Annotated in this window: 26 protein-coding genes; 24 read left to right on the top strand and 2 right to left on the bottom strand. The window is 61.6% G+C overall.

The genetic code is table 11. The annotated features are described in order from the left end of the window. Positions 1 to 12: 12 nt before the first annotated feature. From L3X40_RS08330 to L3X40_RS08240, 19 genes are all read left to right on the top strand, one after another. On the top strand, positions 13 to 477 hold the full coding sequence (locus L3X40_RS08330; protein WP_237365179.1) for an ExbD/TolR family protein: 465 nt from the start codon (positions 13 to 15) through the stop codon (positions 475 to 477). Beyond that, complete coding sequence (locus L3X40_RS08325; protein ID WP_237365178.1) at positions 474 to 1421, top strand: TonB C-terminal domain-containing protein; 948 nt, start codon at positions 474 to 476, stop codon at positions 1419 to 1421. Before L3X40_RS08330 ends, L3X40_RS08325 begins: the two co-directional genes overlap by 4 nt. Next, complete coding sequence (gene tolB, locus L3X40_RS08320; protein ID WP_237365177.1) at positions 1418 to 2731, top strand: Tol-Pal system beta propeller repeat protein TolB; 1314 nt, start codon at positions 1418 to 1420, stop codon at positions 2729 to 2731. The genes L3X40_RS08325 and tolB overlap by 4 nt, the downstream gene beginning before the upstream one ends. Then, complete coding sequence (locus L3X40_RS08315; RefSeq protein WP_237365176.1) at positions 2728 to 3309, top strand: OmpA family protein; 582 nt, start codon at positions 2728 to 2730, stop codon at positions 3307 to 3309. Before tolB ends, L3X40_RS08315 begins: the two co-directional genes overlap by 4 nt. Positions 3310 to 3322: 13 nt before the next feature. Beyond that, positions 3323 to 3979, top strand: coding sequence for an OmpW/AlkL family protein (locus tag L3X40_RS08310; protein ID WP_272907931.1), 657 nt, complete (start codon positions 3323 to 3325; stop codon positions 3977 to 3979). Positions 3980 to 3981: 2 nt separating this feature from the next. Then, positions 3982 to 4812, top strand: a complete 831-nt coding sequence (locus L3X40_RS08305) for a tetratricopeptide repeat protein (protein WP_237365174.1) — start codon at positions 3982 to 3984, stop codon at positions 4810 to 4812. 448 nt (positions 4813 to 5260) lie between these two features. Next, on the top strand, positions 5261 to 5731 hold the full coding sequence (locus tag L3X40_RS08300) for a hypothetical protein (RefSeq protein ID WP_237365173.1): 471 nt from the start codon (positions 5261 to 5263) through the stop codon (positions 5729 to 5731). 41 nt (positions 5732 to 5772) lie between these two features. Beyond that, positions 5773 to 6786, top strand: a complete 1014-nt coding sequence (locus tag L3X40_RS08295) for a LysR family transcriptional regulator (RefSeq protein WP_338331133.1) — start codon at positions 5773 to 5775, stop codon at positions 6784 to 6786. Between the two features lie 425 nt (positions 6787 to 7211). Beyond that, positions 7212 to 8195, top strand: a complete 984-nt coding sequence (gene trbB / locus L3X40_RS08290; protein ID WP_237365171.1) for a P-type conjugative transfer ATPase TrbB — start codon at positions 7212 to 7214, stop codon at positions 8193 to 8195. After that, on the top strand, positions 8192 to 8524 hold the full coding sequence (locus tag L3X40_RS08285) for a TrbC/VirB2 family protein (protein WP_237365170.1): 333 nt from the start codon (positions 8192 to 8194) through the stop codon (positions 8522 to 8524). The genes trbB and L3X40_RS08285 overlap by 4 nt, the downstream gene beginning before the upstream one ends. Then, positions 8524 to 8793, top strand: coding sequence for a VirB3 family type IV secretion system protein (locus tag L3X40_RS08280; RefSeq protein ID WP_237365211.1), 270 nt, complete (start codon positions 8524 to 8526; stop codon positions 8791 to 8793). The genes L3X40_RS08285 and L3X40_RS08280 overlap by 1 nt, the downstream gene beginning before the upstream one ends. Then, entirely contained in the window at positions 8790 to 11276 is a 2487-nt protein-coding gene (trbE, locus tag L3X40_RS08275; protein WP_237365169.1) for a conjugal transfer protein TrbE, read from the top strand. The genes L3X40_RS08280 and trbE overlap by 4 nt, the downstream gene beginning before the upstream one ends. Further along, entirely contained in the window at positions 11273 to 11998 is a 726-nt protein-coding gene (gene trbJ, locus L3X40_RS08270; protein WP_237365168.1) for a P-type conjugative transfer protein TrbJ, read from the top strand. Before trbE ends, trbJ begins: the two co-directional genes overlap by 4 nt. Position 11999: 1 nt before the next feature. After that, positions 12000 to 12248: a putative entry exclusion protein TrbK-alt gene (gene trbK-alt, locus L3X40_RS08265; RefSeq protein ID WP_237365167.1), complete on the top strand. Its 249-nt coding sequence runs from the start codon at positions 12000 to 12002 to the stop codon at positions 12246 to 12248. Further along, a complete protein-coding gene (trbL, locus tag L3X40_RS08260; protein WP_237365166.1) occupies positions 12245 to 13546 on the top strand; it encodes a P-type conjugative transfer protein TrbL in 1302 nt (433 codons plus the stop codon). Before trbK-alt ends, trbL begins: the two co-directional genes overlap by 4 nt. 4 nt (positions 13547 to 13550) lie before the next feature. After that, the gene (trbF, locus tag L3X40_RS08255) at positions 13551 to 14234 is read left to right on the top strand and encodes a conjugal transfer protein TrbF (RefSeq protein ID WP_237365165.1); all 684 of its coding nucleotides are present in this window, start codon (positions 13551 to 13553) and stop codon (positions 14232 to 14234) included. Then, the gene (trbG, locus tag L3X40_RS08250) at positions 14231 to 15136 is read left to right on the top strand and encodes a P-type conjugative transfer protein TrbG (protein ID WP_237365164.1); all 906 of its coding nucleotides are present in this window, start codon (positions 14231 to 14233) and stop codon (positions 15134 to 15136) included. The genes trbF and trbG overlap by 4 nt, the downstream gene beginning before the upstream one ends. Continuing rightward, complete coding sequence (locus tag L3X40_RS08245) at positions 15133 to 16374, top strand: TrbI/VirB10 family protein (protein ID WP_237365163.1); 1242 nt, start codon at positions 15133 to 15135, stop codon at positions 16372 to 16374. The genes trbG and L3X40_RS08245 overlap by 4 nt, the downstream gene beginning before the upstream one ends. Continuing rightward, the gene (locus L3X40_RS08240) at positions 16371 to 16598 is read left to right on the top strand and encodes a DUF2274 domain-containing protein (protein WP_237365162.1); all 228 of its coding nucleotides are present in this window, start codon (positions 16371 to 16373) and stop codon (positions 16596 to 16598) included. The genes L3X40_RS08245 and L3X40_RS08240 overlap by 4 nt, the downstream gene beginning before the upstream one ends. 116 nt (positions 16599 to 16714) lie before the next feature. Here the strand turns inward: L3X40_RS08240 and L3X40_RS08235 are convergent, their stop codons facing one another. Together L3X40_RS08235 and L3X40_RS08230 are read right to left on the bottom strand one after the other, a co-directional pair. After that, on the bottom strand, positions 16715 to 17281 hold the full coding sequence (locus L3X40_RS08235; RefSeq protein WP_237365161.1) for a type II toxin-antitoxin system VapC family toxin: 567 nt from the start codon (positions 17279 to 17281) through the stop codon (positions 16715 to 16717). A gap of 1 nt (position 17282) precedes the next feature. Then, positions 17283 to 17627 carry a hypothetical protein gene (locus L3X40_RS08230; RefSeq protein ID WP_237365160.1) on the bottom strand — a complete coding sequence of 115 codons (345 nt, stop codon included), beginning with the start codon at positions 17625 to 17627 and terminating at the stop codon, positions 17283 to 17285. A gap of 259 nt (positions 17628 to 17886) precedes the next feature. Between L3X40_RS08230 and L3X40_RS08225 the strand changes: the two genes are divergently transcribed. The 5 genes from L3X40_RS08225 (at position 17887) to L3X40_RS08205 (ending at position 25216) form a co-directional block, all read left to right on the top strand. Beyond that, entirely contained in the window at positions 17887 to 18423 is a 537-nt protein-coding gene (locus tag L3X40_RS08225) for a hypothetical protein (RefSeq protein WP_237365159.1), read from the top strand. Further along, positions 18423 to 19763: a CsgG/HfaB family protein gene (locus L3X40_RS08220; protein WP_237365158.1), complete on the top strand. Its 1341-nt coding sequence runs from the start codon at positions 18423 to 18425 to the stop codon at positions 19761 to 19763. Before L3X40_RS08225 ends, L3X40_RS08220 begins: the two co-directional genes overlap by 1 nt. A gap of 81 nt (positions 19764 to 19844) precedes the next feature. Then, a complete protein-coding gene (locus L3X40_RS08215; protein ID WP_237365157.1) occupies positions 19845 to 22934 on the top strand; it encodes a beta strand repeat-containing protein in 3090 nt (1029 codons plus the stop codon). A gap of 444 nt (positions 22935 to 23378) precedes the next feature. Next, positions 23379 to 24050: a hypothetical protein gene (locus tag L3X40_RS08210; protein ID WP_237365156.1), complete on the top strand. Its 672-nt coding sequence runs from the start codon at positions 23379 to 23381 to the stop codon at positions 24048 to 24050. Positions 24051 to 24064: 14 nt separating this feature from the next. Beyond that, a complete protein-coding gene (locus tag L3X40_RS08205; RefSeq protein ID WP_237365210.1) occupies positions 24065 to 25216 on the top strand; it encodes an ImmA/IrrE family metallo-endopeptidase in 1152 nt (383 codons plus the stop codon). The last annotated feature ends 73 nt before the right edge of the window (positions 25217 to 25289 follow it).

Here is a 25289-nt window from a genome sequence, read left to right as displayed (position 1 = left end):
ATCGGAACGACCATGGCCTCCACATCTAATTTCCTCAGCGGCGGCAAGGGGGCGTCCAAGCCGCAATATCTCAGCGACATCAACGTCACGCCCTTCGTTGACGTCATGCTGGTTCTGCTCGTCATCTTCATGATCACCGCCCCGATGATGGCGACCGGGATCAAGGTCGATCTTCCCCAGGCCCGGACCCAGCAGCTCGCCGCCGACATGGAGCCGATCGAGATTTCCATCGACGCTGCCGGCCAAATCTATGTCGGCGAAGCCCTGGTCGCGCCGGACGAATTTCCCACTACGCTACAGCAGCTCGCTCAGGCATCGGGCGATCCTACGCAGATGCGCGTGTTCGTCGGGGCCGATCGTTCGATCGACTATGGCGTGGTCATGGGCGTCGTGTCGCAGATCGCGAACGCCGGGTTCATCAAGGTCGCGTTCCTGTCGGACTCGCGAATGCGCGACCTCGAGCAGACCATCCCGTGAACGCTCGGCTTTCTTCGGCCACCTCGCTGATCCTGCATATCGCCTTACTGGCGATGATGTCGTTGATCACGCTGCGGTCGCAGAACGACGTGCCGCCGCCAGCCCCCATGGAAATCGAGATCACGGACTTTGCAGATGTCGTGCCTCTGCCCGAGCCTGTTGTGCCTACGGATTCCGACGTCAACGAAAGCCTTACGGAAGCAGCACAGTTTACGCCCGCAGATGCCGGAACGCCCGAGCAGACGGATATGCCAGCACCGCGCCCGGAGCCGGCGCCGCAGCAATTGAGGCCGACGCTGCAGCCCGCAGCGCCGGCGCCATCCCCGCCGGTGGTGACGGCCGCGCCGAAAGTTGATGCGGCGCCCGAACTCGCGCCAGCACCGGTCAAGCCGGTGACGCCCGTGCCCGTCTTCGCAGACACGCCACCGAAGTCCAGGCTCGCAACGGTCGCGGTTGTTCCACCGGCCCGGCCCGCACCCGCGCCACCGGCCCGTCGACTGAACACGTCGGCCTTGTCGCAGTCGCTCGCCGCGAAGACGAGCACGGCGCCGCGGAGCCGATTGAATTCGGCAACTATCGGATCTGCCATCGGCCAAGCCGTTCCCAAGGGCGCGGCAGGCTTGACCGTGCGTCAGCGCGCGAACCTCGTCGACATGATCCGCTCGCAGATCACGCCATGCTGGAACCCGCCCGTCGCCGAGGAAAACAGCGGACACGTCACCGTCGTGATGCGGATCGACCTAGACCGCGGCGGCACGGTCATCGGGACACCCAGCGTCTCGCGTCTGACCGGACGGACGGCGACCAACACCGCCTATGCCAATGCGCTGTCTGGCAGCGTGCGCCGGGCCGTCCTGCGATGTTCGCCTCTCAAGCTGCCGGCAGAACTCTATGACGCCTGGTCCAGCGTCGAGCTGAACTTCGACCCGAAGGATGTATCATGAAGAGATTGGACCGTCGGTCGATCCTCGCTTGCCTGGCTCTGATCGGGACGCCGGCCGCGGCGCAAGGGCCGCTCCACGTTGACATCACCCAAGGCGTGGCATCGCCGTTGCCGATCGCGATACCGGAGGTGAGCAGCGGGCCGCTGGCGGGGGTGCCGGATGTCGGCGACATGGGCGTGGCCCTTTCACATATCGTTCGTGATGACCTGCTTTCGGCGGGGCTCTATCGCCTCGTCGCCGTCGAGGGACGCCTTGCGGCCGATCAGGAAGTCGTGCTCGCGCCCTTCATGCGCGCTGGCGCACAGGCGCTGGTCATCGGCCGCGCGCAAGCCGCCGAAGACGGACGCCTTGCCTATGAATGCCTGCTCTACGACGTTTTCGGCGGAAAGGTGGAAGCTTCTCAGCGGATCCTTGTCTCGACGGCGCAGTGGCGGCGAGCGGCCCACAAATGCGCGGATATGGTGTTTTCGTTCACGACGGGCGACCCGGGTCACTTCGACACGCGCCTGCTGTACGTCGCGGAGGATGGACAGCCACCGGACCAAGGCACCCATCTCGTCGCGACGGATTATGACGGAGCGAATGCCACGTCGCTGACACGCGGCCTTCAGCTCGTCGCGATGCCTGCTTTCGCACCCGATATCCGACGCATCGTCTTCATGTCCTATCAGGATGCCCAGCCAAAGCTGGTCGTGGCCGACCTCGATAGCGGCCAGGCGACTACCCTCAATACGCCCGATGGCGTGCCATTCGCGCCCCGCTTCTCGCCCGATGGCCGCTCCGTGGTCTTCGCGCTCACGCGGGGAGGAGACTCGGATATTTACGCGATCGAGCTTGCCAGCGGGTCGGTCCGCCAACTCACCAATGAGGCCGGCGCCGACACCAGCCCCAGTTACTCGCCAGACGGCACGTCGATCGTTTTTGAATCCGACCGTTCAGGTGAGCAGCAACTCTATGTGATGGCAGCCAATGGCAGCGGCCAGCGCCGCATCAGCTTCGGAGCGGGCGCCTACGGATCGCCGAGCTGGAGCCCGCGTGACGACATGATCGCCTATACTCACATCGAGAGCGGGCGGCTGCGTATCGGTGTCATGAAGCCCGACGGCTCCGGTCGACGGATTATCACGAACGGAGCCCATGATGAGGATCCGTCCTGGGCATTGAGCGGCCGGGCCATCGCCTTTCAGCGGACAACCGCCGGCGGCTCCCGTCCATCGCTTTGGATCACCGATCTGACAGGCAAGGCGCAGCATCAGGTTCGCACGCAGGGATCGGCCTCCGATCCGGCCTGGTCGGGGAAACGGCCATGAGACACAAACCATCCGGAACCAGCCCGATTAACGGTCACCTGCTGCGCCTCTCCTTCCTGGCGCTGTGCGGCGTGCTCGCGGCCTGTCAGCGACCCACCCAGATGCTGCCGCCCGCGCCGATCTTCGACATGGGGGCACCCCAACCCCCGCAGCCAGAGCGTAGTCAAGCCGTCTTGCGGCCTTCGCTGCGAGATGATGCGACGACAGCTGATTTCGATCGCTTCGCGCAAATTTCACGGATCTATTTCGAACGCAACAGCGCGACCCTCACGGACGAAGGGCGCAAGACGCTCGACGCGCAGGCCGAATGGCTGCGTGAACATCCCGATGTTCGCGCATCGCTCCAGGGTCACGCCGACGCCTTCGGAACGCGCGAGCATCAGCTCGCGCTTGGCGAGAGACGCGCGACAGCCATGAAATTCCATTTGGCCGCGCGCGGCATCGAGGCAGAGCGCCTCACCATCATTTCGTTCGGCAAGCAGCGTCCGGCCGCGGTTGGCCTCGATGAAGCGAGCCAGAAATCGAACCGCCGCGGCGAGACCGTCCTTATCGGCGCGCCCAGTGTGTCAGGACATTGAGAAAGGGTAATCAATGCGTGCTCTCATAATAGGTTGTGCCGCAGTCGCGGTCATGGCCGCCGGCAGTCCCGCTTATGCGGCGCCGGGCGATATTCTGATCAAGGTTCGCGGCGGATACGTCCTGCATCCGGGAAGCAGCCGCGTCACCATCGATGTCGACGACACAACCGTAACCGCCAAACCCAAAGCCGCTATTGGGGGCGAGGCGAGCCTAACCTTCTTCATGACCGATCACATTGCTACCGAGATCGGGTTCGGAGTGACTTCTTATGACCTGAAGGACGGGGCAGGGCGGACGCTGTCTTCAGCGGGTCTCATCACGCCATCTGCGACGCTCCAATATCACCTTCTGCCGGACTCCAAATTCTTCCGGCCCTATGTCGGTGTAGGTGTCGCCTACGCCAACTTCTACAGCGAGAAGGCCGGCGAAATCCTTACCGATCGCGACAATCCCTTCACACAGTCCTACTCTACACACCTCAAGGGCGGCCTTGCGCCGGTTGCCCAGGTCGGGGCCGACATCGCTCTGAACGATCAGTTCTACGTCAATGTCGATGCCAAGTACCTCGGGAGCAATTCGAAATTCCGGGTGGAAGATGGCGGCAGCCAGACCTTCTCCCACGAGATGCGCTCGGTGATCATTGGCGCCGGCGTGGGCTTCCGGTTCTGACGATGCCGACTCCAGTAGCTATCGGAGGTGTTTTCCGACCCAGGCGTTGGGTACTGGCCCTGATCGGGGTCAGCAGCCTGGGTCTTGCGAATCTCGCGCAGGCCCAAACGCTCGGGGCTGTCGAGCAGCGCCTCGATCGACTCGAAAAAGTGGCCCGCGAGCTTCAGCGACAAACCGATCGGAGTTCACGCTCCTCTGATTCTCGCGATGACGTCTACCTGCAGCTTGATCGCCGCCTTGCTGCACTGGAGCGTGCTATTTCCAACCTGGTTGCGTCCCAGGAGCGCGATCATCGCGAATTGACCACCACCGTGGAGCAATTGCAGCGGATGAAGCGCGATGTCGAGGCAAGGCTCGATACCGTCGAGAACCAACCGCCGTCGGCGCCCGCCGCCGCAGCTACGGACATCATCGCCGAGCCGCCCGCGGCTCCCCTCGACGCCGATGCACGGTTCAAGCAGGCGATGGGCTATGCCGATCGGCACGACTGGCCGAAGGCTGAATTCGCATTCGACACTTTCATTGTCAGCTATCCCTCCGATCCCAGGCTTCCTGAAGCCCGCTACCAACTTGGGCGTGCGTTCAAGGGCCAGGGCAAGCCCGCTCAGGCTGCGCAAATATTCCTGGACCTCTATCAACAGCATCCAGAGGCACCCTTCGCCGTCGCTAACCTCTTCGCGCTTGGTGAATCGCTCGCTGCGATAAGTCCGGAAAACACCGGGCAAGCCTGCGATGTCTATAGCGAGATCGATGTGACCCATGGCCGGGACCTGTCAGTCGAGCAGCGCTCGCAGCTCCTCGACCGGCGGCTCGCATTAAAATGCTCAAATTGAACTAAGCTGGACGGTTCGCGATGGACTCGACGTCTCGATCGGATCTCGAATATGCTGGCTTGGGCCGCCTGCTAAAAGCAGCAGGCGTTCCTCCCTGCCGCACAGAGAAACTGATAGCCGACGTACTCGCAGAAGACGCCGCCGCGACACGGAGCGCGATAGTCTCGGATTTGCGTGTCATGATGGATGGATATGTATCGTCCACACGTCGAACGGTGCGGCAATCAATGTTTGAAATACAATATTTGCAAAGTAACAAATTTTCACAACGGAGAAAATTGATCAATATATCGTTTCTCTTAGTAATGATTGTTTCTCTTTCGGGTATTTCGGCGTATTTCGGTTTTCGCGCTGCCATCGCGGATAATCCCCTGACTTGCGCACCGATCAATTCAATACAGTCTGATTTTGGGTCGAATTATTTCGAAAGAAATCGATGATGGTCAGTATGCCAGAGGAAAATTTGATTGATACCCAGGTCAAGGCATTATTGGACCTTGCCATGGACGCGGTCGCCCAAGCCCGGATGTTGATGTCGCGCCAGATCCACGCCCAGAGAGCCGTACCTCTCGATGAGACTTCGTTGACGACGTTGAAACAAGAATTGATCAGAGGACGTTATCTGGGTCTTATTACACAACAATCCCTCCCCCGTATTCCGAAAACAGGAGAAAAGGGGGTAAAAATTTTGCTCCGCCTTCTAGACGATCCCGACCAATATATATCGCATAGAGAACTAGCAAATGCTGCCGAATTGCGATCTCCTACCAGTGATGCAATCAAGGTTTACATATGCCATATTAGAGATTGCCTTGACGAATTCGGATACTCTGGAAGCATGGTTGAGACTGGGCTTCATAGCTATCGGGTTAGATCTGAGAATGTCGAATGTTTAATTGAATTTATTATAAATTTATAAAACTTTATTGAATCAAATTCAAAACACTTGAGGTAGTTGATTTGCTTCCTCGCATTGGGAGCATATATTTGTCTATACGAAGAATATTCGAAGACACTGCAAATTTTTCCGCAAGTCACTCGCCTATCGACCCTGTCAAAGTTCGAACCGGAATTGACAGAATTCATCTGGAAACCGCGCTGGCCGTTCATCTTCATGGGAATTTTCGGAAAACCGCCGAGGCTCTGAACATGAAGTCGGCCACCGTCAATCGCCGCATTCGCGATCTCGAATTTCAACTGGGCACGCAAATATTCGAGCGGCAGAGGCGTCGTCTCGTTCCAACGCGATCCGGGCTGATCTTCCTGCGGCGCTGTGCCGAAATTCTGAAAAGCTTCCATGCTTTGGTCGAGAGCGTCCGCCGTATGGCCGATGGCAGAGCGGGACAAATTGTCATCGGCTATCATGGAACGTTTGCGCACGAAGAGTTGTACGACATCCTCCTGAATCCCGATCCAGGCTATCCGGATATCCGCCATATTCCGTTTGAATTGACCCATAATACGATGGATGAAGCGTTGATAAGCGGTATCATCGACGTAGCAATTGTACGCGGTAACCCAGTCACGCTCTCCGACAAGACGGCACCGTTATGGACCGAACGCATTCTTGTCATTCTCCCGGAAAGCCATCCTCTTGCAGCTCGATCATTTCTGCAATGGTCAGATTTGATCAATGAGACTTTTCTTATTTCCGGATACGATCCAAGCACGGCCATTCAAAAGCTGATTGAAGAGCGATTTTCTTCTGTAGGCGCGTTGCCTAACGTGAAGGTCCATTATGTTGGTGGCCCGGCGATCATGCATATGGTCGGCGTTGGACACGGGATTTGTCTGTGTTTGGAATCGATACTGGTCCACAGCTTTTCAGGAACCGTTGTCCGCGAACTGTCAGGTGCCGCAGGTCCAGACTATGTGACCAGCTTTGCATGCTGGCGGGAAGACAATCCCAATCCAGCACTTTCTCCATTCCTGAGAGCGCTGCTTCACCGCTATCCTGGCCGGAACAGCGTATGAAGCGGCCAAAAGAAGAACGGACTTCGCTCGGCATGCGCATTGAATGCGCCTTGATCGCGGTGCTCATGTTCTTGCCGATCGCAAGTTGCACGGTTCACGCTATCGACGACTTGGTGACAAAATGGTCGCTCGCTCGTGTTCTGAATGTCATTCAGCGACTGATTCAATAGACCAAGAGAAGGATCAAAACCGATACGGGGTCGGCCCAGCGCTTGTCGAAGCAAAAGTACGTCGCGAGCCGTTGATCCTCGGCCGAGGCGGCGATTGTCCAGTGAAGCGGAAGCCTCTGCATCTACGCTATTCCCTGTCTTTCTTCGCCATCTTTCGATGCCCCAAAAGGCCTGTTGAAACGAGCCGTCTTCTGCGCCTCTTAATCGTCCCCAATGCGTCGGACGCCCTGTCCGGCAACCGAAACGGGGATCGCCATGGCCGCCACGCTACAGCAACAGGAAGGCAGTCGACGGGGCGCGCGGATGCTGCGCACGGCGCTGGGAGAAGCGATCTCCGCCTGGCTAGCTGATCCTGCGATTATCGAGGTGATGCTGAACCCGGACGGGCGGCTGTGGGTCGACCGATTGGGCAAAGGGATCAGCGATAGTGGCGAGTGGTTGTCGCCGGCTGACGGCGAACGGATCATACGCTTGGTCGCACACCATGTCGGCGTTGAAGTTCACGCCCGCAGCCCACGTGTATCGGCCGAACTGCCGGAGAGTGGCGAACGTTTTGAAGGACTGCTTCCGCCGGTCGTCACGGCGCCGGCCTTCGCGATCCGTAAACCGGCCGTCGCCGTATTCACGCTGACCGATTATGTGACTGCTGACATCATGTCCGCCGAAGCGGCCGAGTTGCTGCGTGCAGGCATCGCTCAACGCATGAATATCCTCGTCGCTGGCGGTACGGGAACCGGCAAGACGACGCTCACTAACGCGCTGCTTGCCGAGATATCCAAGACCACCGACCGGGTCGTGCTAATCGAAGACACGCGCGAACTCCAATGCGCCGCACCCAACCTCGTCGCGATGCGGACCAAGGACGGCGTTGCATCGCTTTCCGACCTGGTCCGTTCCTCACTGCGCCTCCGCCCCGACCGCATCCCGATCGGGGAAGTACGCGGAAGCGAAGCACTCGATCTTCTTAAGGCATGGGGCACCGGCCATCCAGGCGGGGTCGGCACGATCCATGCCGGCAGTGCGCTCGGAGCACTCCGCCGGATGGAACAACTCATCCAGGAAGCGGTGGTGACAGTGCCCCGCGCATTGATTGCCGAAACCATAGACCTGATCGCGGTTCTGGTCCGCAATGGGCACGGCCGGCGGATGTCCGAACTCATGCGCGTGGACGGCCTCGATCCCGCCTCCGGCGACTATCGCCTTACAGCCCTTACAGCCCCTCCAGGAGACCTATCATGATCCATGCCGTCCGGCGCGGCGCCAGTCGCGTCACGTTCGCTGCTACAGCGACTCTCGTCACATTGTTGGCCGCATCACCAGCCCATGCCGGCGGATCGTCCATGCCCTGGGAAGGACCACTCGAAAGTATCCTGGAGTCGGTCGAAGGGCCGGTGGCGAAGATTGTCGCGGTCATCATCATCATCGTCACGGGGCTCAGCCTGGCCTTCGGCGACACGTCGGGCGGCTTCCGAAGACTGATCCAGATCGTATTCGGTCTGTCGATCGCCTTTGCCGCCAGTTCCTTCTTCCTGTCCTTCTTCAGCTTCGGCGGCGGGGCGCTGGTATGATGACCGGCGGGGACGAGCTTCCGGGCTATTTCGCACCGGTGCATCGTGCGCTCAGCGAACCGATCCTGCTGGGCGGAGCCCCACGCAGCCTCGCCATCGTCAATGGGACGCTTGCCGGCGCCCTCGGTCTCGGCTTGCGTCTCTGGATTGCCGGACTTGCGCTCTGGGCCATCGGCCACACCCTTTCGGTCTGGGCCGCACGTCGCGATCCGCAATTCGTCGATGTCGCCCGCCGCCATCTCAAATATCCGGTCTGGATGCGGCCATGATGAACCTCTCCGAATATCGCGGAAGCGCTGCTTGCCTCGCCGACTTTCTACCCTGGGCCGCACTCGTGGCGCCGGGCGTGATCCTCAACAAGGATGGGTCGTTCCAGCGTTCCCTGCGCTTTCGCGGTCCCGACCTCGACAGTGCAACGCCTGCCGAACTGGTTGCCGTCACAGCGCGCCTGAACAGCGCGCTCCGCCGTCTCGGGTCCGGTTGGGCGGTGTTCGTTGAAGCGCAGCGTGTCCCCGCGCTCGACTATCCCGAATGCGACTTTCCCGATCCGGTATCCGAACTGGTCGAAATGGAACGACGCGAACAGTTTCGCGAGGCCGGCGCGCATTTCGAAAGCTTCTATTATCTCACGCTGCTCTGGATGCCGCCTGCCGAGAATGCCGCCCGCACGGAAAGCTGGCTCTACGAAGGGCGGAGCGGATCGGGCGTCGATGCCCATGAACTGTTGACGGGCTTTATCGATCGGACGAACCGCATCCTCAATCTGATCGAAGGCTTCATGCCCGCAGCACACTGGCTCGATGACGGCGAGACGCTGACCTTCCTTCATGGCTGCGTGTCGACCAAACGCCAGCGGGTCCGTGTTCCCGAGACGCCTTCCTATCTCGACGCTCTGCTCACCGATGAAGGGCTGACCGGAGGACTGGAGCCCAAATTGGGTGACTGTCATCTGCGTATCGCTACCATCACCGGCTTTCCAACCGCGACCTTTCCGGGACTGTTGGACGAACTCAACCGCCTCCCATTTCCCTATCGCTGGTCGACGCGCGCGATCATGCTCGACAAGACAGATGCGACGAAGCTGCTGACGAAAATCCGGCGGCAATGGTTCGCCAAGCGCAAGTCGGTTGCCGCCATCCTCAAGGAAGTCATGACCAACGAGGCATCGGTGCTCACCGACACCGACGCTTCCAACAAGGCAGCCGATGCGGATCTCGCGCTACAGGAGCTAGGCGCTGATCATGCCGGTATCGCCTATGTAACCGCCACTATTTGCGTATGGGACCGGGATGCCGGTATCGCGGCGGAGAAGTTGCGGCTCGCGGAAAAGGTGATCCAGGGTCGCGACTTCACCTGCACCATCGAAGGCATGAACGCACTTGAGGCATGGCTCGGAAGCGTGCCGGGCCATGTCTATGCCAATGTTCGGCAACCGCCGATTTCTACGCTCAATCTCGCCCATATGATCCCGGTGTCGGCAGTATGGGCGGGCGCGCAGCGGGATGCGCATTTCAATGCGCCTTGTCTTTTCCACGGCAAAACCGAGGGATCGACGCCGTTCCGTCTGTCGCTTCATGTCGGCGATGTCGGTCACACGCTAATCGCTGGACCAACCGGTGCAGGCAAATCCGTGCTGCTCGCGCTCATGGCTATGCAGTTCAGGCGTTATGCCAACAATCAGGTCTTCGCTTTCGATTTTGGTGGTTCGATCCGCGCCGCCACGATCGCCATGGGCGGCGACTGGCAGGATCTCGGCGGCGTGCTGCATGACGATGATGGAGAGGCGGGCGTTACGCTGCAGCCTCTTGCCCGCATCGACGAAGCCGGCGAGCGCAGCTGGGCGGCCGACTGGTTGGCCGCAATCTTCGCCGGCGAAGGGGTATCGTTCGGGGCTGCCGAAAAGGAGCATCTGTGGTCAGCCCTCGGCTCGCTGGCTTCAGCGCCTGCGGCAGAACGTACCCTGACCGGCCTTGCCGTCCTGCTACAATCCCAGGAGCTGAAGCAGGCCCTTGCCCCCTATTGCATTGGCGGACCGTGGGGCCGGCTGCTCGATGCCGAGACCGAGCATCTCGGCGAGGCTGCGGTTCAAGCTTTCGAGACCGAGGGTCTGATTGGCGCCGCCTCGGCTGCGGCCGTGCTGGCTTATCTCTTTCACCGCATAGAAGGGCGACTCGACGGTCGCCCGACACTCATCATCATCGACGAGGGTTGGCTTGTGCTCGACAGTCCGGCGTTCGCGGCACAGCTGCGCGAATGGCTGAAAACCCTGCGCAAGAAGAACGCCAGCGTTATCTTCGCGACCCAGAGCCTTGCCGACATCGAGACGTCGAGCATCGCGCCCGCGATCATCGAAAGCTGTCCGACCCGCATCTTCCTGCCCAACGAACGCGCGGCCGAACCGCAGATCGCCAGAGTCTATGAACGTTTCGGGCTCAATGCGCGCCAGATCGACATTCTGAGCCGGGCGACGCCGAAGCGCGATTATTATTGCCAGTCGCGTCGTGGCAACCGGCTGTTCGAACTCGGTCTGGGCGAAGTCGCACTCGCCTTTACCGCCGCATCATCGAAATCCGATCAGATCCGCATCGGTGAACTGCTGGCGGCCGATGGCCCTGAGGGGTTCGCACGAGCCTGGCTCAGACATCGCGGTCTCGAATGGGCCGCAGAGCTTCTTCCCGTTCCGGAGCAATCTTCCCCTTCAGCCCGCCAGGACGGCGGCGGCCTCAATCCCGATGAGGAGATAATAGGATGACCCCCCGTACCTTGCGCGGCGCACTTCTCGCCGCCGTGGCCCTGTCTACCGGACTTTCCGGCACTTTCGTGGCCAGTCCGGCGCGAGCGCAGTTCGGTCTGGGGGGCATCGTCTACGACCCCACCAACTATGCCTCCAATGTGCTGCAGGCCGCCCGCGCGCTGGAACAGATCAACAATCAGATCACCCAGATACAGAACCAGGCGAGCAGCCTCGTCAACGAGGCGAAGAACCTTGCAAGCCTGCCGGTTTCGACGCTGACGACGCTTCAGGCGCAGGTGAACCAGACGCGGCAATTGCTGAGTCAGGCACAACGCATCGCCTATGATGTTCAGAGCATCCAGCAGGCATTCGATGGCCGCTACAAGGGGACGGCGCTGACCGGGAACCACGCCCAGATGGTCGCGAATGCCAATGCACGCTGGGAGGACAGCGTTGGTGCGCTGGAGGATGCTCTGCGCGTCCAGGCCGGCGTCGTTGGCAATATCGACAGCACGCGCACCAGCATCGACACGCTGGTCGGCGCAAGCCAGTCAGCGAGTGGCGCACTCGCGGCGACGCAGGCGGGCAATCAGCTCCTCGCGCTTCAATCGCAGCAGCTCGCCGATCTCACTGCTGCCATTGCCGCACAAGGCCGGGCGCAGGCGCTCGATGCGGCGCGCGATGCTGCCATCGAAGCCGAAGCGCGCGAACGCTTCCGTCGGTTCAGGGGAAAGAACTGACATGGGACGTACGGCGAAGATCGCGGCGGCAGCCGCCCTCGGCGGCCTGCTCCTGGCGCTGACCATTGGCATGGCCGCGACCGAGCGCCCGCGTATGGACACCGTGACCGTGCATGCGGGCGAAGCTGCGGATTACCGAGTCAAGCCCGATCTACGGCGCTGCCGCACCCTGACCATGCCCGATGCAGGCTGCGAGGCCGCATGGGAGGCCGAGCGCCGTCGCTTCTTCGGAAAGGAGGAGCGGCCATGAACGATACCGGCATCGTCGACGATTTCCTCGGCGTCTTCACCGGCTATATTGACAGCGGCTTCGGCCTGTTGGGTGGCGAAGTTGGTTTCCTATCCTCTACGTTCATCGCGATCGACGTCACCATCGCGGCACTCTTCTGGGCGTGGGGGACAGATGAGGATGTGCTTCAGCGCCTGGTGAAGAAAACGCTCTACATCGGCGTTTTCGCCTGGATCATCGGCAATTTCTCCAGCCTCGCCACGATCGTCTTCGACAGCTTCGCGGGACTCGGCCTCCAGGCGTCAGGAAGCGGCATGGCGCTCGGCGACTTCATGAAGCCCGGCACGGTCGCCGCGACCGGCCTCGATGCCGGCGCGCCGCTTCTCGATGCGACCGAGGATCTGGTGGGACCGGTCGGCCTCTTCACCAATTTCCCGCAAATCCTGATTCTCCTGCTGGCGTGGGCGATCGTGGTGCTCGCCTTCTTCGTTCTCGCGATCCAGCTCTTCGTCACGATCATCGAGTTCAAGCTGGTGACGCTCGCGGGTTTCGTGCTGCTTCCGTTCGCTTTTTGGGGACGCACCGCCTTCATGGCCGAGCGCGTGCTGGGCCATATCGTCTCGAGTGGCATCAAGGTGTTGGTTCTTGCGGTCATCATCGGTATCGGCACGACCCTGTTCAGCCAGTTCACTAACGCCAGTGTCGGTGTCGATCCCGATATTGAGCAGGTGATGGCGATTGCGCTGGCGGCGCTGACGCTGCTCGGCCTCGGTATCTTCGGTCCCGGCATCGCTAACGGCATCGTCACTGGCGGCCCGCAGCTTGGCGCAGGCGCGGCCGCCGGGACCGCACTGATGGCGGGCGCTTCTCTGGCGGGCGGCGCGGCAGGCCTCCGTCTTGCCGGAGGCGCAGCGGCCGGAGGTATGGCCAGTGCAGCCCGAGGGACTGCGGCGGCGGCCGGAACGGCGCAAGGCGCCTATGCCCTGGGCTCAGCCGGCAAGACCGGCGCATCCGCAATAGCGGGAGGCGCTGGCGCTGTGGGCCAGGCTGCGGCGAGTGCTGCGGCATCACCCCTGCGCAAAGCAGCCGCATCGCTCAAGGCGAGCTATCGCGAAGGAACCCGTGATGCCGTCAGCGCCACCGGCGGTACGATCAGCAGTGGTGCGCCGTCAGCCGCATCGGACGGGCCGCCCGGTTGGGCGAAATCCATGAAGCGCCGACAGGCGATCGCGCAGGGGGCCACCATGGCCTCCCATACGCTCAAGGGCGGCGACAGCCACGGCGGCGGCGCCGGCCCCGACATCAGTCAGAAGGACTAGCCTCATGTTTCATCGTCCCTCCATTCGCTATGGCCAGTCGCCCGAACCCATCACGCCCTATCAACGCGCCGCACAGGCCTGGGATGATCGCATTGGCTCGGCCCGTGTGCAGGCCCGCAACTGGCGACTGGCCTTCTTTGGCTGCCTCGCCCTCTCGGGAGGTCTTTCCGCCGGCCTCGTCTGGCAATCCGCACGCGGCCATATCACGCCCTGGGTGGTCGAAGTCGACAAGCTCGGCGAAGCGCGCAGCGTCGCGCCCGCCGAAGCGGACTATCGTCCGACCGACCCGCAAATCGCGTTCCATCTTGCGAGATTCATCGAGTCCGTGCGCTCGGTGCCCGCCGATCCGATCGTGCTCAGGCAGAATTGGCTGCGAGCATATGACTTTACCACCGACAAGGGCGGCCAGGCACTCAACGACTATGCCCGCAACAACGATCCATTCGCACTTGTCGGCAAAGTGCAGATCGCGACCGATGTCTCAAGCGTGATCCGCGCGTCGAACGACAGCTTCCGTGTCGCCTGGATCGAGCGCCGCTACCAGGACGGTGCGCTCGCGGAGACCTCGCGATGGTCCGCGATCCTCACCGTCACTGTCCAGACCCCGCGAACGCCCGATGGACTGCGCAAGAACCCGCTGGGCGTCTTTGTAGCCGCACTCAACTGGTCGAAGGAACTCAGCCAATGAACACGCTTGCTCGCTCCGTACAGCGATCCTTTCTGTTGCTCGCTTCGGCCAGCCTGCTGACGCAAGGCGCGCACGCTGCCTCGACGCAAGGAACCAGTCAGGCCGAAGCTTCTCAACACGGTGAACCGGCCGACCCGCGTCAACGCATCGGACGCGCCAATGCGGCGGCGAGAGTCCAACCGGACCGCGCCGGGTATCGCAATGCCATTCAGCAATATGCCTGGGAGGACGGGGCGCTGTTCCAGATCTATACCTCGCCGGGCCAGGTTACGGATATCATGTTGCAGGAGGGTGAGACCCTCGTAGGACCCGGTCCGGTCGCGGCGGGCGATACGGTGCGCTGGATCATCGGGGATACGGTGAGCGGAACGGGCGCAACGCGGCGTGTCCACATCCTCGTCAAACCGACACGGCCGGACATCACGACCAATCTCGTCATCAATACCGACCGACGCACCTACCATCTCGAACTGCGCGCAATGGCTGCAACCTATATGGCCGCCGTTTCCTGGGCCTATCCGCAGGATGCGCTGATCGCCTTGCGTGCTGCCGCAGCCGAGCGCGAGCGCACGGCGCCGCTGGCGTCGGGCATCGATGTAGCCGCGCTAGATTTCCGATACAGGATTCGTGGCGATCGGCCCGACTGGCGACCAGTGCGCGTGTTCGACGATGGCCGGCAGGTCTTCATCGAATTTGCCGAAAATGTATCGCGTAGCGACATGCCGCCACTGTTCGTCATTGGCGAGACGGGCGCGGCCGAACTGGTCAATTATCGTGTGGCTGGACGCTACATGATCGTGGACCGACTATTCGGGCAGGCTGAACTCAAGCTCGCATCAGGCAAGCGTGCGGTGAGCGTCCGCCTCGAACGTGAGGGCAAGCGCAGGAAGGACCGGTCATGAGCGAGCGCGGCACGGAAAGCATCGATGCGCCGGGTGAGGAAGGGCATGATCCCTCGATCACAGCACCCGCCGTCGCTGATCCACAGGCGTTCAGATTGCGCGGTGATCCGCCACGCGTCATGCGCCTGTCACGCAAGACTTTGGCATCGGTAGGCGCCATTGCTTGCCTGAGCATCGGCGGAGCGCTGGTCTATGCGCTGCAACCCGCTCGGCATAGGGAGGGGCCTAATCTCCTGGAGACGCAAAGCCGCAATCGCGTCGAGAGTGTGACAGGCGCGCCCAAGGATTATAGCCAGGTGCCTCAACTGGGCCAACCGATGCCCGGTGATCTTGGGCGCCCCATATTGTCGGCGCAGCAGAACGGTCAGCCCGTTCCCGTGCCGCCGATGGGGTCAGCGACCGCCCCGGTTGATCCACGCCTTGCGCAAGCCGAACAGGCACGGCAGCGTGTCGTTCAGGAGCGCGATTCTGCACGAACCAGCCGATTGTTCCTTGCCAGCATGGGCGATGGGAATGCGGCGCAGCCTGCAACGCAGCCACCTCCTTCACCCGCCGCAGCCCCTGTCGCGGCGAAAGATCCTGCCGCGCCTACCGGCGCGCGAGGCTTCCTGAACGTCGCGGCGAACCGAACCACAGTGAGCAGCGAACGCATCACAGCACCGACCTCGACCAACATCGTGCAGGCGGGGAGTATCATTGCAGCAGCGCTGCTCACCGGCATTCAGTCCGACCTTCCCGGCCAGATCACCGCCCAGGTGACCCAGAATGTCTATGATAGTCCGACGGGACGTATCCTGCTCATCCCCCAGGGATCGCGTCTCATCGGCGAGTATGACAGCGAGGTTTCGGCGAGCCAAAGTCGCGTGCTGCTCGCCTGGGACCGGCTCATCCTTCCCGGAGGCCGCTCGATCCTGCTCGATCGCCAACCCGGTGCGGACGCTTCCGGCAGGGCGGGAATCAGGGACGGCGTGAACTATCATTGGGGCAATATGCTCAAAGCAGCCCTGATTTCGACGCTCCTCGGGGTTGGTACGGAGCTGGCCACGGACAAAGATGACAAGCTTGTCGAAGCACTGCGTTACGGTACTCAGGATACCATCAACCAGACTGGACGACAGGTCGTTCAGCGCGAGATCAGAGTGCCGCCGACATTGACGGTCAGGCCGGGTCATATCCTCCGGATAATCGTCACGCGTGATCTTGTGCTCGAGCCTGTCACGCAGGGAGACCGGTCATGAACAAGCTGCGCCTGGGACCAATCATCGAAGAGAAGCCGGTCAAGTTGACTGTGGAGCTGTCTGGGCGGTTGTTTCGCGATCTCTCCGATTATGCGCGCGAACATGCGAATACCACCGGTCTTGCAGAGCCGCTTCCACCCGAACGCCTTATCGCTCCGATGCTTGAACGCTTTATGGCGAGTGATCGCGCTTTCATCCGTCGACGCAGGACCGGAAAATCCTAGCCAGTTTGCTGGAGAGCCCGGACAGCAATTCGAGATTTCCAATATCCGGATCGGACCTTGCTAATGCCGCGTTTTGGATGACCGCGTTCAAAGCCGGCTTGACGGATTATATGCGATCAATCGGGGCGATAGAACAACGCCCGTCCGGTAGGCACTAACTGTAGTAACAGGTCGAACTCGGCCAGATTGGCCGTGAGCACGGTAAACCCAAGCTTGTGGGCCTGAAGGAAGAGCATGCAATCGTGCAGCGCTTTCATCCGTGCATCCTTCGCATAGCCCTGCAGGCGACTCAGCATTCCGGCGAGCAGCGCTGCCCTGCCCAAGACATCGACATCAGGGGCAAATGTGCGATGGTCCGGCATCGCCTCGATCTGGTCCCGGATGACGGCGATGACCTGTGCAGTACGCGCATCGACAGGATCGAGTACGCCGATCGTATGAGTTAATTCCTGAATGGCCACCGTGGAATGGTTGACCTGCCGCTTGTCGATCAATTCCTCGACGAGCGAAGGGGCGCGCCCTTGAAGCTGATCGATATAGACGCATGTATCGAGCAGCAGCGGTTGCCCCGCCAATTCCTCCACGCTTGCAAAGGGAAGCGCATCATCCGGCCGGCGCGCGAGGGTTCGGCGCGGGTCGAAACGCGACCAGCGCAGGGCCGCGCGGATATCAAAAGCGGGCATGTCAGAATCCGAGGTCGATATCCGGTTCCACCTTGCCGCGCGCCGCCTTGAAACGTTCGGCGAAACCATCTTCCAACGCAACATTGGCAAGCGCAAATTCTATAAGGTCGGTATCCGTCTCAATGCCCGTCAGCGCCTTGGCGCGCTTTACAAGAGTCTGGCTCACCCGGCCGCCGATTCGACCACTCTTTTCTTCCAGAAGCCCGGAGCGCTCGGCAGCCGCCATTACCGCCTCAACACGCCCGGCATTGACGGTGGCGATCTGGCCGCTCCTTACGACGCGGGCAGCGCCACCACGTACCGTTCTTCCGCTCTTCGCGCCGCTGATCAAATGATGTTTGCCCATACGCTCTGTCCAACAAATTTTATTTCCGTTGAACATAATGCTTGCGCATGGTTGACGCAAGAGATCACCGTGGTTGGTCGGTGCTGGATGCCATCGGCACGGCAACCCTATACACCGCCACTGATCCGCTTACGCTATTCCCTGTCTTGCTTCGCCAGCCTGCGAGGGCATCAAATCCTTGTTGCCCTCCGTGATTTTGTGCGTCTCTTGATTGCCCCCGAAGCCCCGGCGCTGTGCCGAGGCAACGGGGATGATGTTCATGACAAGTCGATTCCTGCGTGCCGGAGCGGCTACGATCGCGCTGCTGTCCGGCATGACGCTCACGCCGGCCCATGCCAACAATTACGGTGAAAGCTACGCCTGGCAATTCCGCACCTCGGCCGACCGGGTCAATCTGGCGGCGATCGCCGATCTCATCGCGAAACGGCGGTCGGGCTATTATCAGGCGCCCGTCTATAACACGACGATCCAACGGCAGTATAATTGCGACATCACCTCGTCGGCGACCGGTAACGCGGATTCGCAAACGGCTCTGGCCAATTCGCCCACGGTCACCGGCGCCACCTCCACCGCCAATGGAAATCTGAGCGAGACCGATGTTTCGACCGGCTCGGGGGCATCAGCGGGCATCGACCAGGCCAATAGCGGCATGGTCAGCGCTTCCGTCCGGGGCGACACCTCCGCCACCGGTTCGGGCACTGTCACCCAGGCGCTCAATTCTACTCAGACCAACAGCGGCGATCAGTCGGCAAGCGTCAACGCGTCGACCGCCTGCATGTTCGGGATGCTCAACTGATGGGCGCCGGTGCAACCGCCCGGGTTTGGACCGGAAAGGGAGTGGGCGGCTGGGGACGGCTGGCCGGCGTGTCCCTTGCGGCACTTGCTCTGCCTGGCTGCGTCTCGATGCAGCAGCAACGGCTCGCGTCTGGGGAGGAGCCGGTGCTTCTTGGGCCTGCGGTGCGAGACAACCGGACGCCAATGGACGCGCCACTCGCCTGTCTTGCACACCAGATCGCGGGCCGCGGGGGAACGCCCCTCGTGGTCGCGGTTGGCGACGTGCGCGACTATACCGGCAAATATTCGGTCAACGAGGGCAACGCCATCACCCAGGGCGGCGCACTCATGGTGTCCTCGGCGCTTGGCAAGCTGGGCGGCGCGGTGCGCCTGGCCGAACGCTTCGATCCGACCATCGCCGAACGTGAACTCGGCTATCTCGATCGTCGCCAGCTCGGCGACGGTGACGCGCATGACATTCCCGCCTCGTCGGGACGGCAGAGCGTGCCATGGCTTCCCTATTTCGGCGGCAGCATCCAGGCCTCCGATTATTACATCGTCGGGGGCATCACCGAACTCAATTACGATATCCGCTCGGGTGGTGCGGAGGCAGCGGTCGGCAGCGTCGGCCCAAAGGTTCGCACCTACACTCAGAGCGTCGCGATCGACCTGCGCATCGTCGATACGCGTTCGCTGCTGGTGGTGCGGACGATCAGCCTCACCAAGCAGTTTACCGGCTACGAGACCGGGTTCGGCGTCTTCCGCTTTTTCGGTTCCAATCTGTTCGACATCAATGTCGGCGCCAAAGGCCAGGAACCGCTTCAGCTCGGGATACGCACGGCACTGGAAGAAGCGACCCTGCGACTGGTGAGCACGGTCGCACGGATCAATCCGGCGCCCTGTATGGCGCAGGCATCCTGGAAGGCCGAGACGGGACAGGCGGAACTGCCTGCCGTGGAGCCGCAGCCCGCGCCAGCACGTCCGGCCGGCACATCGGCGGCCTTCAACGGACCGAGCACGGTAAGTGAATCGGCTGGCGGCAACAGCATCCGGCTTCCCTTCGAGATAGGCTCGGCCGATCTCTCCGGTTCGGCCGCCGCTCTCCTCGATCGGATCGCTGCCGCGACAGCTCGCGGTTCCACCACGGTGACGATCGTCGCTCGCGACACGGAAAATCTCGACCCTGGCGCGCGCGATGCCCTGATCGATCGGCGAATAGCCACGCTGGTCGCGGCGCTCGTGCGGCGCGGTATCGCGCAAGAAACGGTTGCTACGTCCTGGCGTCCTGGCCCTGCCGATCCCGCGATCGTGCCCGATAGCCCCGGTCTGCAACGCCTCGCGGTGCTGCGGCTCGGTCGCTGACGCTTCTCTCCAGCCAAGAGGAGGCGCCCACCGGACACAGCCCCCTGACCACATCCATTTTTCTCACGAAAGGTTCATTCCATGACACATGATCGTTCTACCGCGCATCGTTCGCGCCGTCTCTTCTTCGGCAGCGCTTTCGCCGCGCTTTCCGCCGCTCTCGCCGCCCCGGCGCTGGCCGTTTCCCCTTCGTCGCCGGAGATCGATGCCGAAGGTGCGCAGATCATCGCGAACAACCAGTCGACGACCGATTGGGCCGTCGAGGCAACCGCCGTCGATCCGGTGATCGAGGCCGTCGTCGAGCCGACGCAGGCGAGTGCAAGCCTGTCCGGCAACAGCATCGCTGCATCCGCAACCGCAAACCGGCAAGACAATACGCTCGCGCCGGATACACTCGACCTCTCTACGGTTTGGGTCGACACCCATCTTGCCGTAGATGCGAATGGCGTCACCGCCTATGCGCCCGCAGTGATCGCCGCACAGCAGACCACCGATTATGCACCCGTCATGGCCGATGCCGACTTCACCTATGTCGGCCTGACCGCCGATGGTGTCGTGGACAGCAGCCTGGCCATCGCCGATAACCGACAAGAAGCGCTCGCCGCCGGTAATAATGCGGCCAGTACGCTCAGCCTGTCGGGCAATGACGGAAGCACGGGCGCGGGCATCGCGAGCCGGCAATCGATTGGCTATGGATCGGATGTCTCGGCCGATATGGCGGGGCTGTCGCGCATCATCACGCAGGAAGTGGTGGACAGCGACATCGCGATCGACGGCAATCTCCAGCGGGCCATCGCCACGGGGAACAGAGTGGACAATGCGCTCTCGACCGATGTGCTGGGCATCGAGAACGCCTCGGCCAGCGGAACACCATCGATCATCACGCCCTATGGCGGCACTGAGGTGAACGCGGCCTATGCCGTTCTCTCCGATCAGCGGGCCGACAGCGACGTGCGAGCGAATGCCGATGGAGGATTCCGAACGGTCGCGGTTGATTCCGTGGTCGACTCCTCCATGAGCGCCGACGGTAACGCGCTTGCCGCGGCGGCCTATGGCAACGATGCGAAGAATGCCGTGGCGCTCACGGCCAACAGCATCGACGCCGGCTATGGCGCCGTCGTCAATGTGACGAACGTCCAGGCTGCCGGCGGCGCGACCAGTGCCGACGCGCTGGGCGGCACGACCCTGAATCTGTCGAGCGACCTGGTGGGCTCGAGCCCCTCGGTGGCCGGCAACAGCGTCCAGGTGACGGCGATTGCCAACCGTTCGGACGCCAATCTCCTGTCCGTCGAAGCGACCGCGATCAGCGCTCCCGATGGCTACGGAGGCGAAGAAGGCGGTGAATGGCCTGAATATGTCGGAACAGCGCGATATACCCCCTATGGCGAGATGACGGTTACGGCGCCCTTCAGCGTCCAGAATGCCCAGACGTTCACCGCGCCCGTCGAAGCCACGGCATTCGAGAATGCTACAGGCGTCACGACCGAGGCGGCGATCGTCGATTCCAGCGTTGCGCTGCTCGACAATGCCACCAGGGTCGCGACGACGGGCAACAGCGGCAACAATGGCCTTTGGCTCGACGCCAACACTATCGCTACCGCCGCCGACCTCAATTCCGCTCAGATCGGAGACGGTGACGTTCGGGTGACAATTGCCGACGTCGATGACGTGGCCGGGGCTTACATCCTCGCGCAGGGTGATGTGGTCGGATCCCGCCTGACGGTGGCGCGCAATGACACGCAAGGCGTCGCGATCGCGAACAGCGTCTCGAACAGCCTTGGCGTGACCGGCAATCAACTCATCAGCGCCAGCGGTCACTATGATGCGGAGGCAGGCCTTCCCTATGACGATCTCGTTGCTTCGGCCGATTATGCGCTCGCGAATTACCAGAGCGCAGGCTCGGGCACAGGTTCGGGTGAAGGCGAAGAAGGCGGCATCCAGCAGATTTCCTCCGATATCGCCGGCCACCTGGCCGGCGTCGGCGACAGCATCATCCGCTCGTCAGTCGATATCGAGGGAAACAGTCAGGCCGCGACCGCGCTCGCCAATCTCGCGTCGAACGATCTGATCATCGAGGCGACGTCGCTGGGCGGCGCAATGGACAGGGCGCCGGGATCGGCACTGTCCTCGACCCAGATCGGCGTCGCGGACCTGTCGGCCACCTCCGATCTCGTGATCGACGCCACCGGCTATGTCGTCGACGGCTCGGTCAGGGTGGGGAGCAACAGTAACACGGCGCTTGCCCATATGAACGACGCCGCAAACCAGATGGCCATCAATGCTGTTCAGATCGGGGAACTGAGCGGCGCCAATGCGGAGCTGTTCACCGATCCGGACGTGCCGGGCCTCGCTGTTGGCGATCATGTGCTGGCCAACAACCAGTTGGCCGATGGTCGCGTCGCCGCGACGGCGCTGACCCTCGCTGGCAATCCCGATGATGCTGCCGTCCTGGCCCGCTCGCGCTATGTGCTGAACGGCAACAGCACAGTGGCTGAGGCGGTAGCGAACCAGGCGATCAACGACCTGTCGGCGGTTGCAGCATCGGGTGGGGCCGCGAGCGCAGGTCTGGCCAATACCCAGGAAAGCCATGCCGGCGTGCTGGCCACCGCCGCGACCCAGCTTGGATATGCTGGCGACGCCTTGTCCGATGCGCAGACGCGTATCGACAGCAATACGACCAGTGCGAGGGCGCGCGGCAATGTCGCTTCGAACAGCCTGACTCTCGCTGGCACGCCTGCCTTCGACGGGCCCATGGCCAGCGCCTCGCTGACGGCTTCCGGGATGGTCTCGGCAGCGGCGGCGATGGCCAACAGCCAGCTTAATACCGGCGATGTGACAGCGCTCAGCGAGAACAGCGTCCATGAGGTGGCGCTCAACTGCATCGGTGCCGATGGCAGTCAACTGGTGCTCAACGGCAATAATGTTTTGGCCTCTGCGGTTGGCAACAGCGCGACCAACAGCATGAGGCTGGCGTCGCTCGGCGCCTTGCCTCCGGCGGCGGTCGGATCGGTGCAGGCAAATAGCGGACAGATCATCGCCCAGGTGAGCGGCGCCACCTTCCAGGCTGTATCCGGTCCTCTCACCGCCAGCAGGCTTGGCATCACCGGAAACAGTGTCTCCGCATCGGCCGTGGGGAACAGCGCGGTCACGTCGATCGCTTCCCTGCGCTGATCCGCTGCGGCGGTGGCCGCAGCCCCCGGCTCACCGCCGCCAGGCGGGAAAGGCCGTCACGCTTCCCCCGGCGTGGCGGCCTTCTTCCATCCTAGCGGCATCACCGATACTTCTCCTCGCTGAATTCTCACATCAGTGATGTTAAATACCTACCCTAATGTTGCATTCTCCATTGGGGTATAAGCGCTTCCCTTCGGAACCGGCGTTTTATCTCCCATGCGCTCCGACCAAACCCTGTTTCGCTGGTCTCGGCACATCTGCGTGGCGATGCCTAGCGGTGCGGCGTATGTTCGCCCCTTCACGGAGCAAGCTAACCGAGATTGGCGAGCCCGATCTTCATTCCAGTCCTTTCATGTCGACTACCGTATGAAGATTTCAACAATTCACTTGACGTGAGGTCGATAAATCGGGAATGCACTTGCAGAATTTTTCGAGGCGCAAGGCATGGCAATTTTTCAGGACCAACTGGACGAGGCATTCCCGCCCAACACGGATGCCGCACTCGTCCGAATCATATCGCAGGCAATTATCCTGGCGAGTGACGTAATGGATCACGAGTCCTTCCTTGCATCCCTGATCGGCGGCGATATCCGTGGCCATATCCGCCGCGCCGCCGTTCTCTTCAGTGTCCATGAAAGCTGTCAGGCCGGCAATCTCCCCTTTGCCTCCGAAATGACCAGAATGCCGCTTGGCGGCGGTCACTGGGTTGAGTTGCGCTCCGGAGCTTACCGCGCCCATATCTGCCGCACCGACAACCCTATCGCGTTTCCGGAGGAAACGCCGACGCGTCAAGACCAGCGCTTGAGCAACCAACTGGACTTGTTCATGCGAGATCCGGTCGTAGTCCCGATTCGCCCTGACCCGACTCCCGAAATGTATGCCTGGCTCACCTTTGGCGCGACTGGTCGCGAGCTGACGCATCTTTGCTGGGGTATGCCGGAAGCTGGCCGTAACAGTTGGCTTGCCCGGACGAACATCATCAACCGGCTGGGATCGGCGATCGAAACAATAGTGTCGGAAACTCCGACGCCCGCTGTCGTTCTGCGTTTTCGCGATCATATCGAGGAAGCGCTGCGGAAGGACGATATAGAGTCGGATTCCGATCACAGCGCCTGATTATTGGTGACGACATGAGTAATGATCGAGACGCTCCCGCCTCGGCGGGAGCCAAGCCGATTCCCGAGCGGATCAGGGAAGCCCGAGAAGCCCGTGGTCTTTCTGGAGAAAATCTTGCGGAGATCATAGGCGTCAGCCGACAGGCGGTTGCCCAGTTCGAAACTGGCCAGGCATCACCGGGTGGCGAGACGATGAGTAAGATCATCGCGGAAACCGGGCAGCCGATTTCCTTTTTCACCAGCATGCCGGTTCGACCGGGCGAACTACGTTCACCATTTTTCCGAAGCCTGAAACGCATGGAGCAGCACCACCGTCGCCGTATCGTCCGGCGGATGCAGTGGGCCGGGGACATCGGCATGCTGCTGGAGCGGTTCATCGACTTGCCAGCGGTGGACTTCCCCGAGTTCGAGTTTGACGCGGATAACGGCGATGAAGATGACATCGAGCGTGCCGCCGAAAAATTGCGCGATCATTGGGGGCTGGGCCGGGGACCAATTCGCAGCCTGGGAGCGGTTATGGAAGCGAATGGGATTCTTCTCGTTCGTGAACCTGTCCGCTGTCAGGATATGGATGCTGTTAGCTGTTGGATCGGTGGTCGCGCGATTGTCCTCCTGTCCAAGGAGATAACTAGCGGGCCACGTGATCTGTTTAATCTCGCTCATGAACTAGGCCACCTCGTTCTCCATCCGGATGTCGAGGTAAACGGCACGAACCTGGATATGATCGAAAAGCAGGCGAACCGGTTCGCGAGCGCGTTCTTGCTTCCACGCGAGTCTTTCAGCCAGGAAGTGCTCGGCAGTTCCCTCGCCTTCTTCAAATCTCTCAAAGCGCGGTGGGGTGTGGCCATTGCGGCGATGGCTTACCGAAGCCGGGATCTCGGAATACTATCCGAGAACCAGTTCTCTTACCTGTTTCGTCAAATGAATGCTCAGCGCATTCGGAAAGTTGAGCCGCTGGATGATGCTTTCCCGGTTAACCAGCCGGGTGTTCTCGCGGAAGGCCTGCGCATGCTGGTAGAGCATGGCGTGCATACACGTGCCCAGATCGAAGCCTCTCTCGGCCTCAATTTGCGAGATGTCGAAGCGATCGCTGGCCTCTCCGAAGGCTATCTCGACCAGAGGGTCGTGCCGATCCGCTTTCGACAGCCGATCTCGGGCGAGAAGTAGATCATTGAATAATGAAACTGGCTAACCGCCCAAGAAGGTCGACACGGCCATTGCCGAATGACGCACATTGGTG

It is taken from the genome of Rhizorhapis sp. SPR117, from assembly GCF_021742065.1.
The sequence above is the reverse complement of the archived record's forward strand: the minus strand, read 5'-3'. Positions and strand labels throughout refer to the sequence as shown.

Bases quoted from the DNA above. Each gene is read 5' to 3' on its own strand.
- trbE (WP_237365169.1), top strand. From the start codon at position 8,790: ATGATGAACCTCTCCGAATATCGCGGAAGCGCTGCTTGCCTCGCCGAC.
- trbJ (WP_237365168.1), top strand. From the start codon at position 11,273: ATGACCCCCCGTACCTTGCGCGGCGCACTTCTCGCCGCCGTGGCCCTG.
- L3X40_RS08305 (WP_237365174.1), top strand. From the start codon at position 3,982: ATGCCGACTCCAGTAGCTATCGGAGGTGTTTTCCGACCCAGGCGTTGG.
- L3X40_RS08210 (WP_237365156.1), top strand. From the start codon at position 23,379: ATGGCAATTTTTCAGGACCAACTGGACGAGGCATTCCCGCCCAACACG.
- L3X40_RS08285 (WP_237365170.1), top strand. From the start codon at position 8,192: ATGATCCATGCCGTCCGGCGCGGCGCCAGTCGCGTCACGTTCGCTGCT.
- trbG (WP_237365164.1), top strand. From the start codon at position 14,231: ATGAACACGCTTGCTCGCTCCGTACAGCGATCCTTTCTGTTGCTCGCT.
- tolB (WP_237365177.1), top strand. From the start codon at position 1,418: ATGAAGAGATTGGACCGTCGGTCGATCCTCGCTTGCCTGGCTCTGATC.
- L3X40_RS08280 (WP_237365211.1), top strand. From the start codon at position 8,524: ATGACCGGCGGGGACGAGCTTCCGGGCTATTTCGCACCGGTGCATCGT.
- L3X40_RS08230 (WP_237365160.1), bottom strand. From the start codon at position 17,627: ATGGGCAAACATCATTTGATCAGCGGCGCGAAGAGCGGAAGAACGGTA.
- L3X40_RS08225 (WP_237365159.1), top strand. From the start codon at position 17,887: ATGACAAGTCGATTCCTGCGTGCCGGAGCGGCTACGATCGCGCTGCTG.
- L3X40_RS08245 (WP_237365163.1), top strand. From the start codon at position 15,133: ATGAGCGAGCGCGGCACGGAAAGCATCGATGCGCCGGGTGAGGAAGGG.
- trbK-alt (WP_237365167.1), top strand. From the start codon at position 12,000: ATGGGACGTACGGCGAAGATCGCGGCGGCAGCCGCCCTCGGCGGCCTG.
- L3X40_RS08220 (WP_237365158.1), top strand. From the start codon at position 18,423: ATGGGCGCCGGTGCAACCGCCCGGGTTTGGACCGGAAAGGGAGTGGGC.
- L3X40_RS08205 (WP_237365210.1), top strand. From the start codon at position 24,065: ATGAGTAATGATCGAGACGCTCCCGCCTCGGCGGGAGCCAAGCCGATT.
- L3X40_RS08315 (WP_237365176.1), top strand. From the start codon at position 2,728: ATGAGACACAAACCATCCGGAACCAGCCCGATTAACGGTCACCTGCTG.
- L3X40_RS08235 (WP_237365161.1), bottom strand. From the start codon at position 17,281: ATGCCCGCTTTTGATATCCGCGCGGCCCTGCGCTGGTCGCGTTTCGAC.
- L3X40_RS08310 (WP_272907931.1), top strand. From the start codon at position 3,323: ATGCGTGCTCTCATAATAGGTTGTGCCGCAGTCGCGGTCATGGCCGCC.
- L3X40_RS08215 (WP_237365157.1), top strand. From the start codon at position 19,845: ATGACACATGATCGTTCTACCGCGCATCGTTCGCGCCGTCTCTTCTTC.
- trbB (WP_237365171.1), top strand. From the start codon at position 7,212: ATGGCCGCCACGCTACAGCAACAGGAAGGCAGTCGACGGGGCGCGCGG.
- trbF (WP_237365165.1), top strand. From the start codon at position 13,551: ATGTTTCATCGTCCCTCCATTCGCTATGGCCAGTCGCCCGAACCCATC.
- L3X40_RS08240 (WP_237365162.1), top strand. From the start codon at position 16,371: ATGAACAAGCTGCGCCTGGGACCAATCATCGAAGAGAAGCCGGTCAAG.
- L3X40_RS08330 (WP_237365179.1), top strand. From the start codon at position 13: ATGGCCTCCACATCTAATTTCCTCAGCGGCGGCAAGGGGGCGTCCAAG.
- L3X40_RS08300 (WP_237365173.1), top strand. From the start codon at position 5,261: ATGCCAGAGGAAAATTTGATTGATACCCAGGTCAAGGCATTATTGGAC.
- trbL (WP_237365166.1), top strand. From the start codon at position 12,245: ATGAACGATACCGGCATCGTCGACGATTTCCTCGGCGTCTTCACCGGC.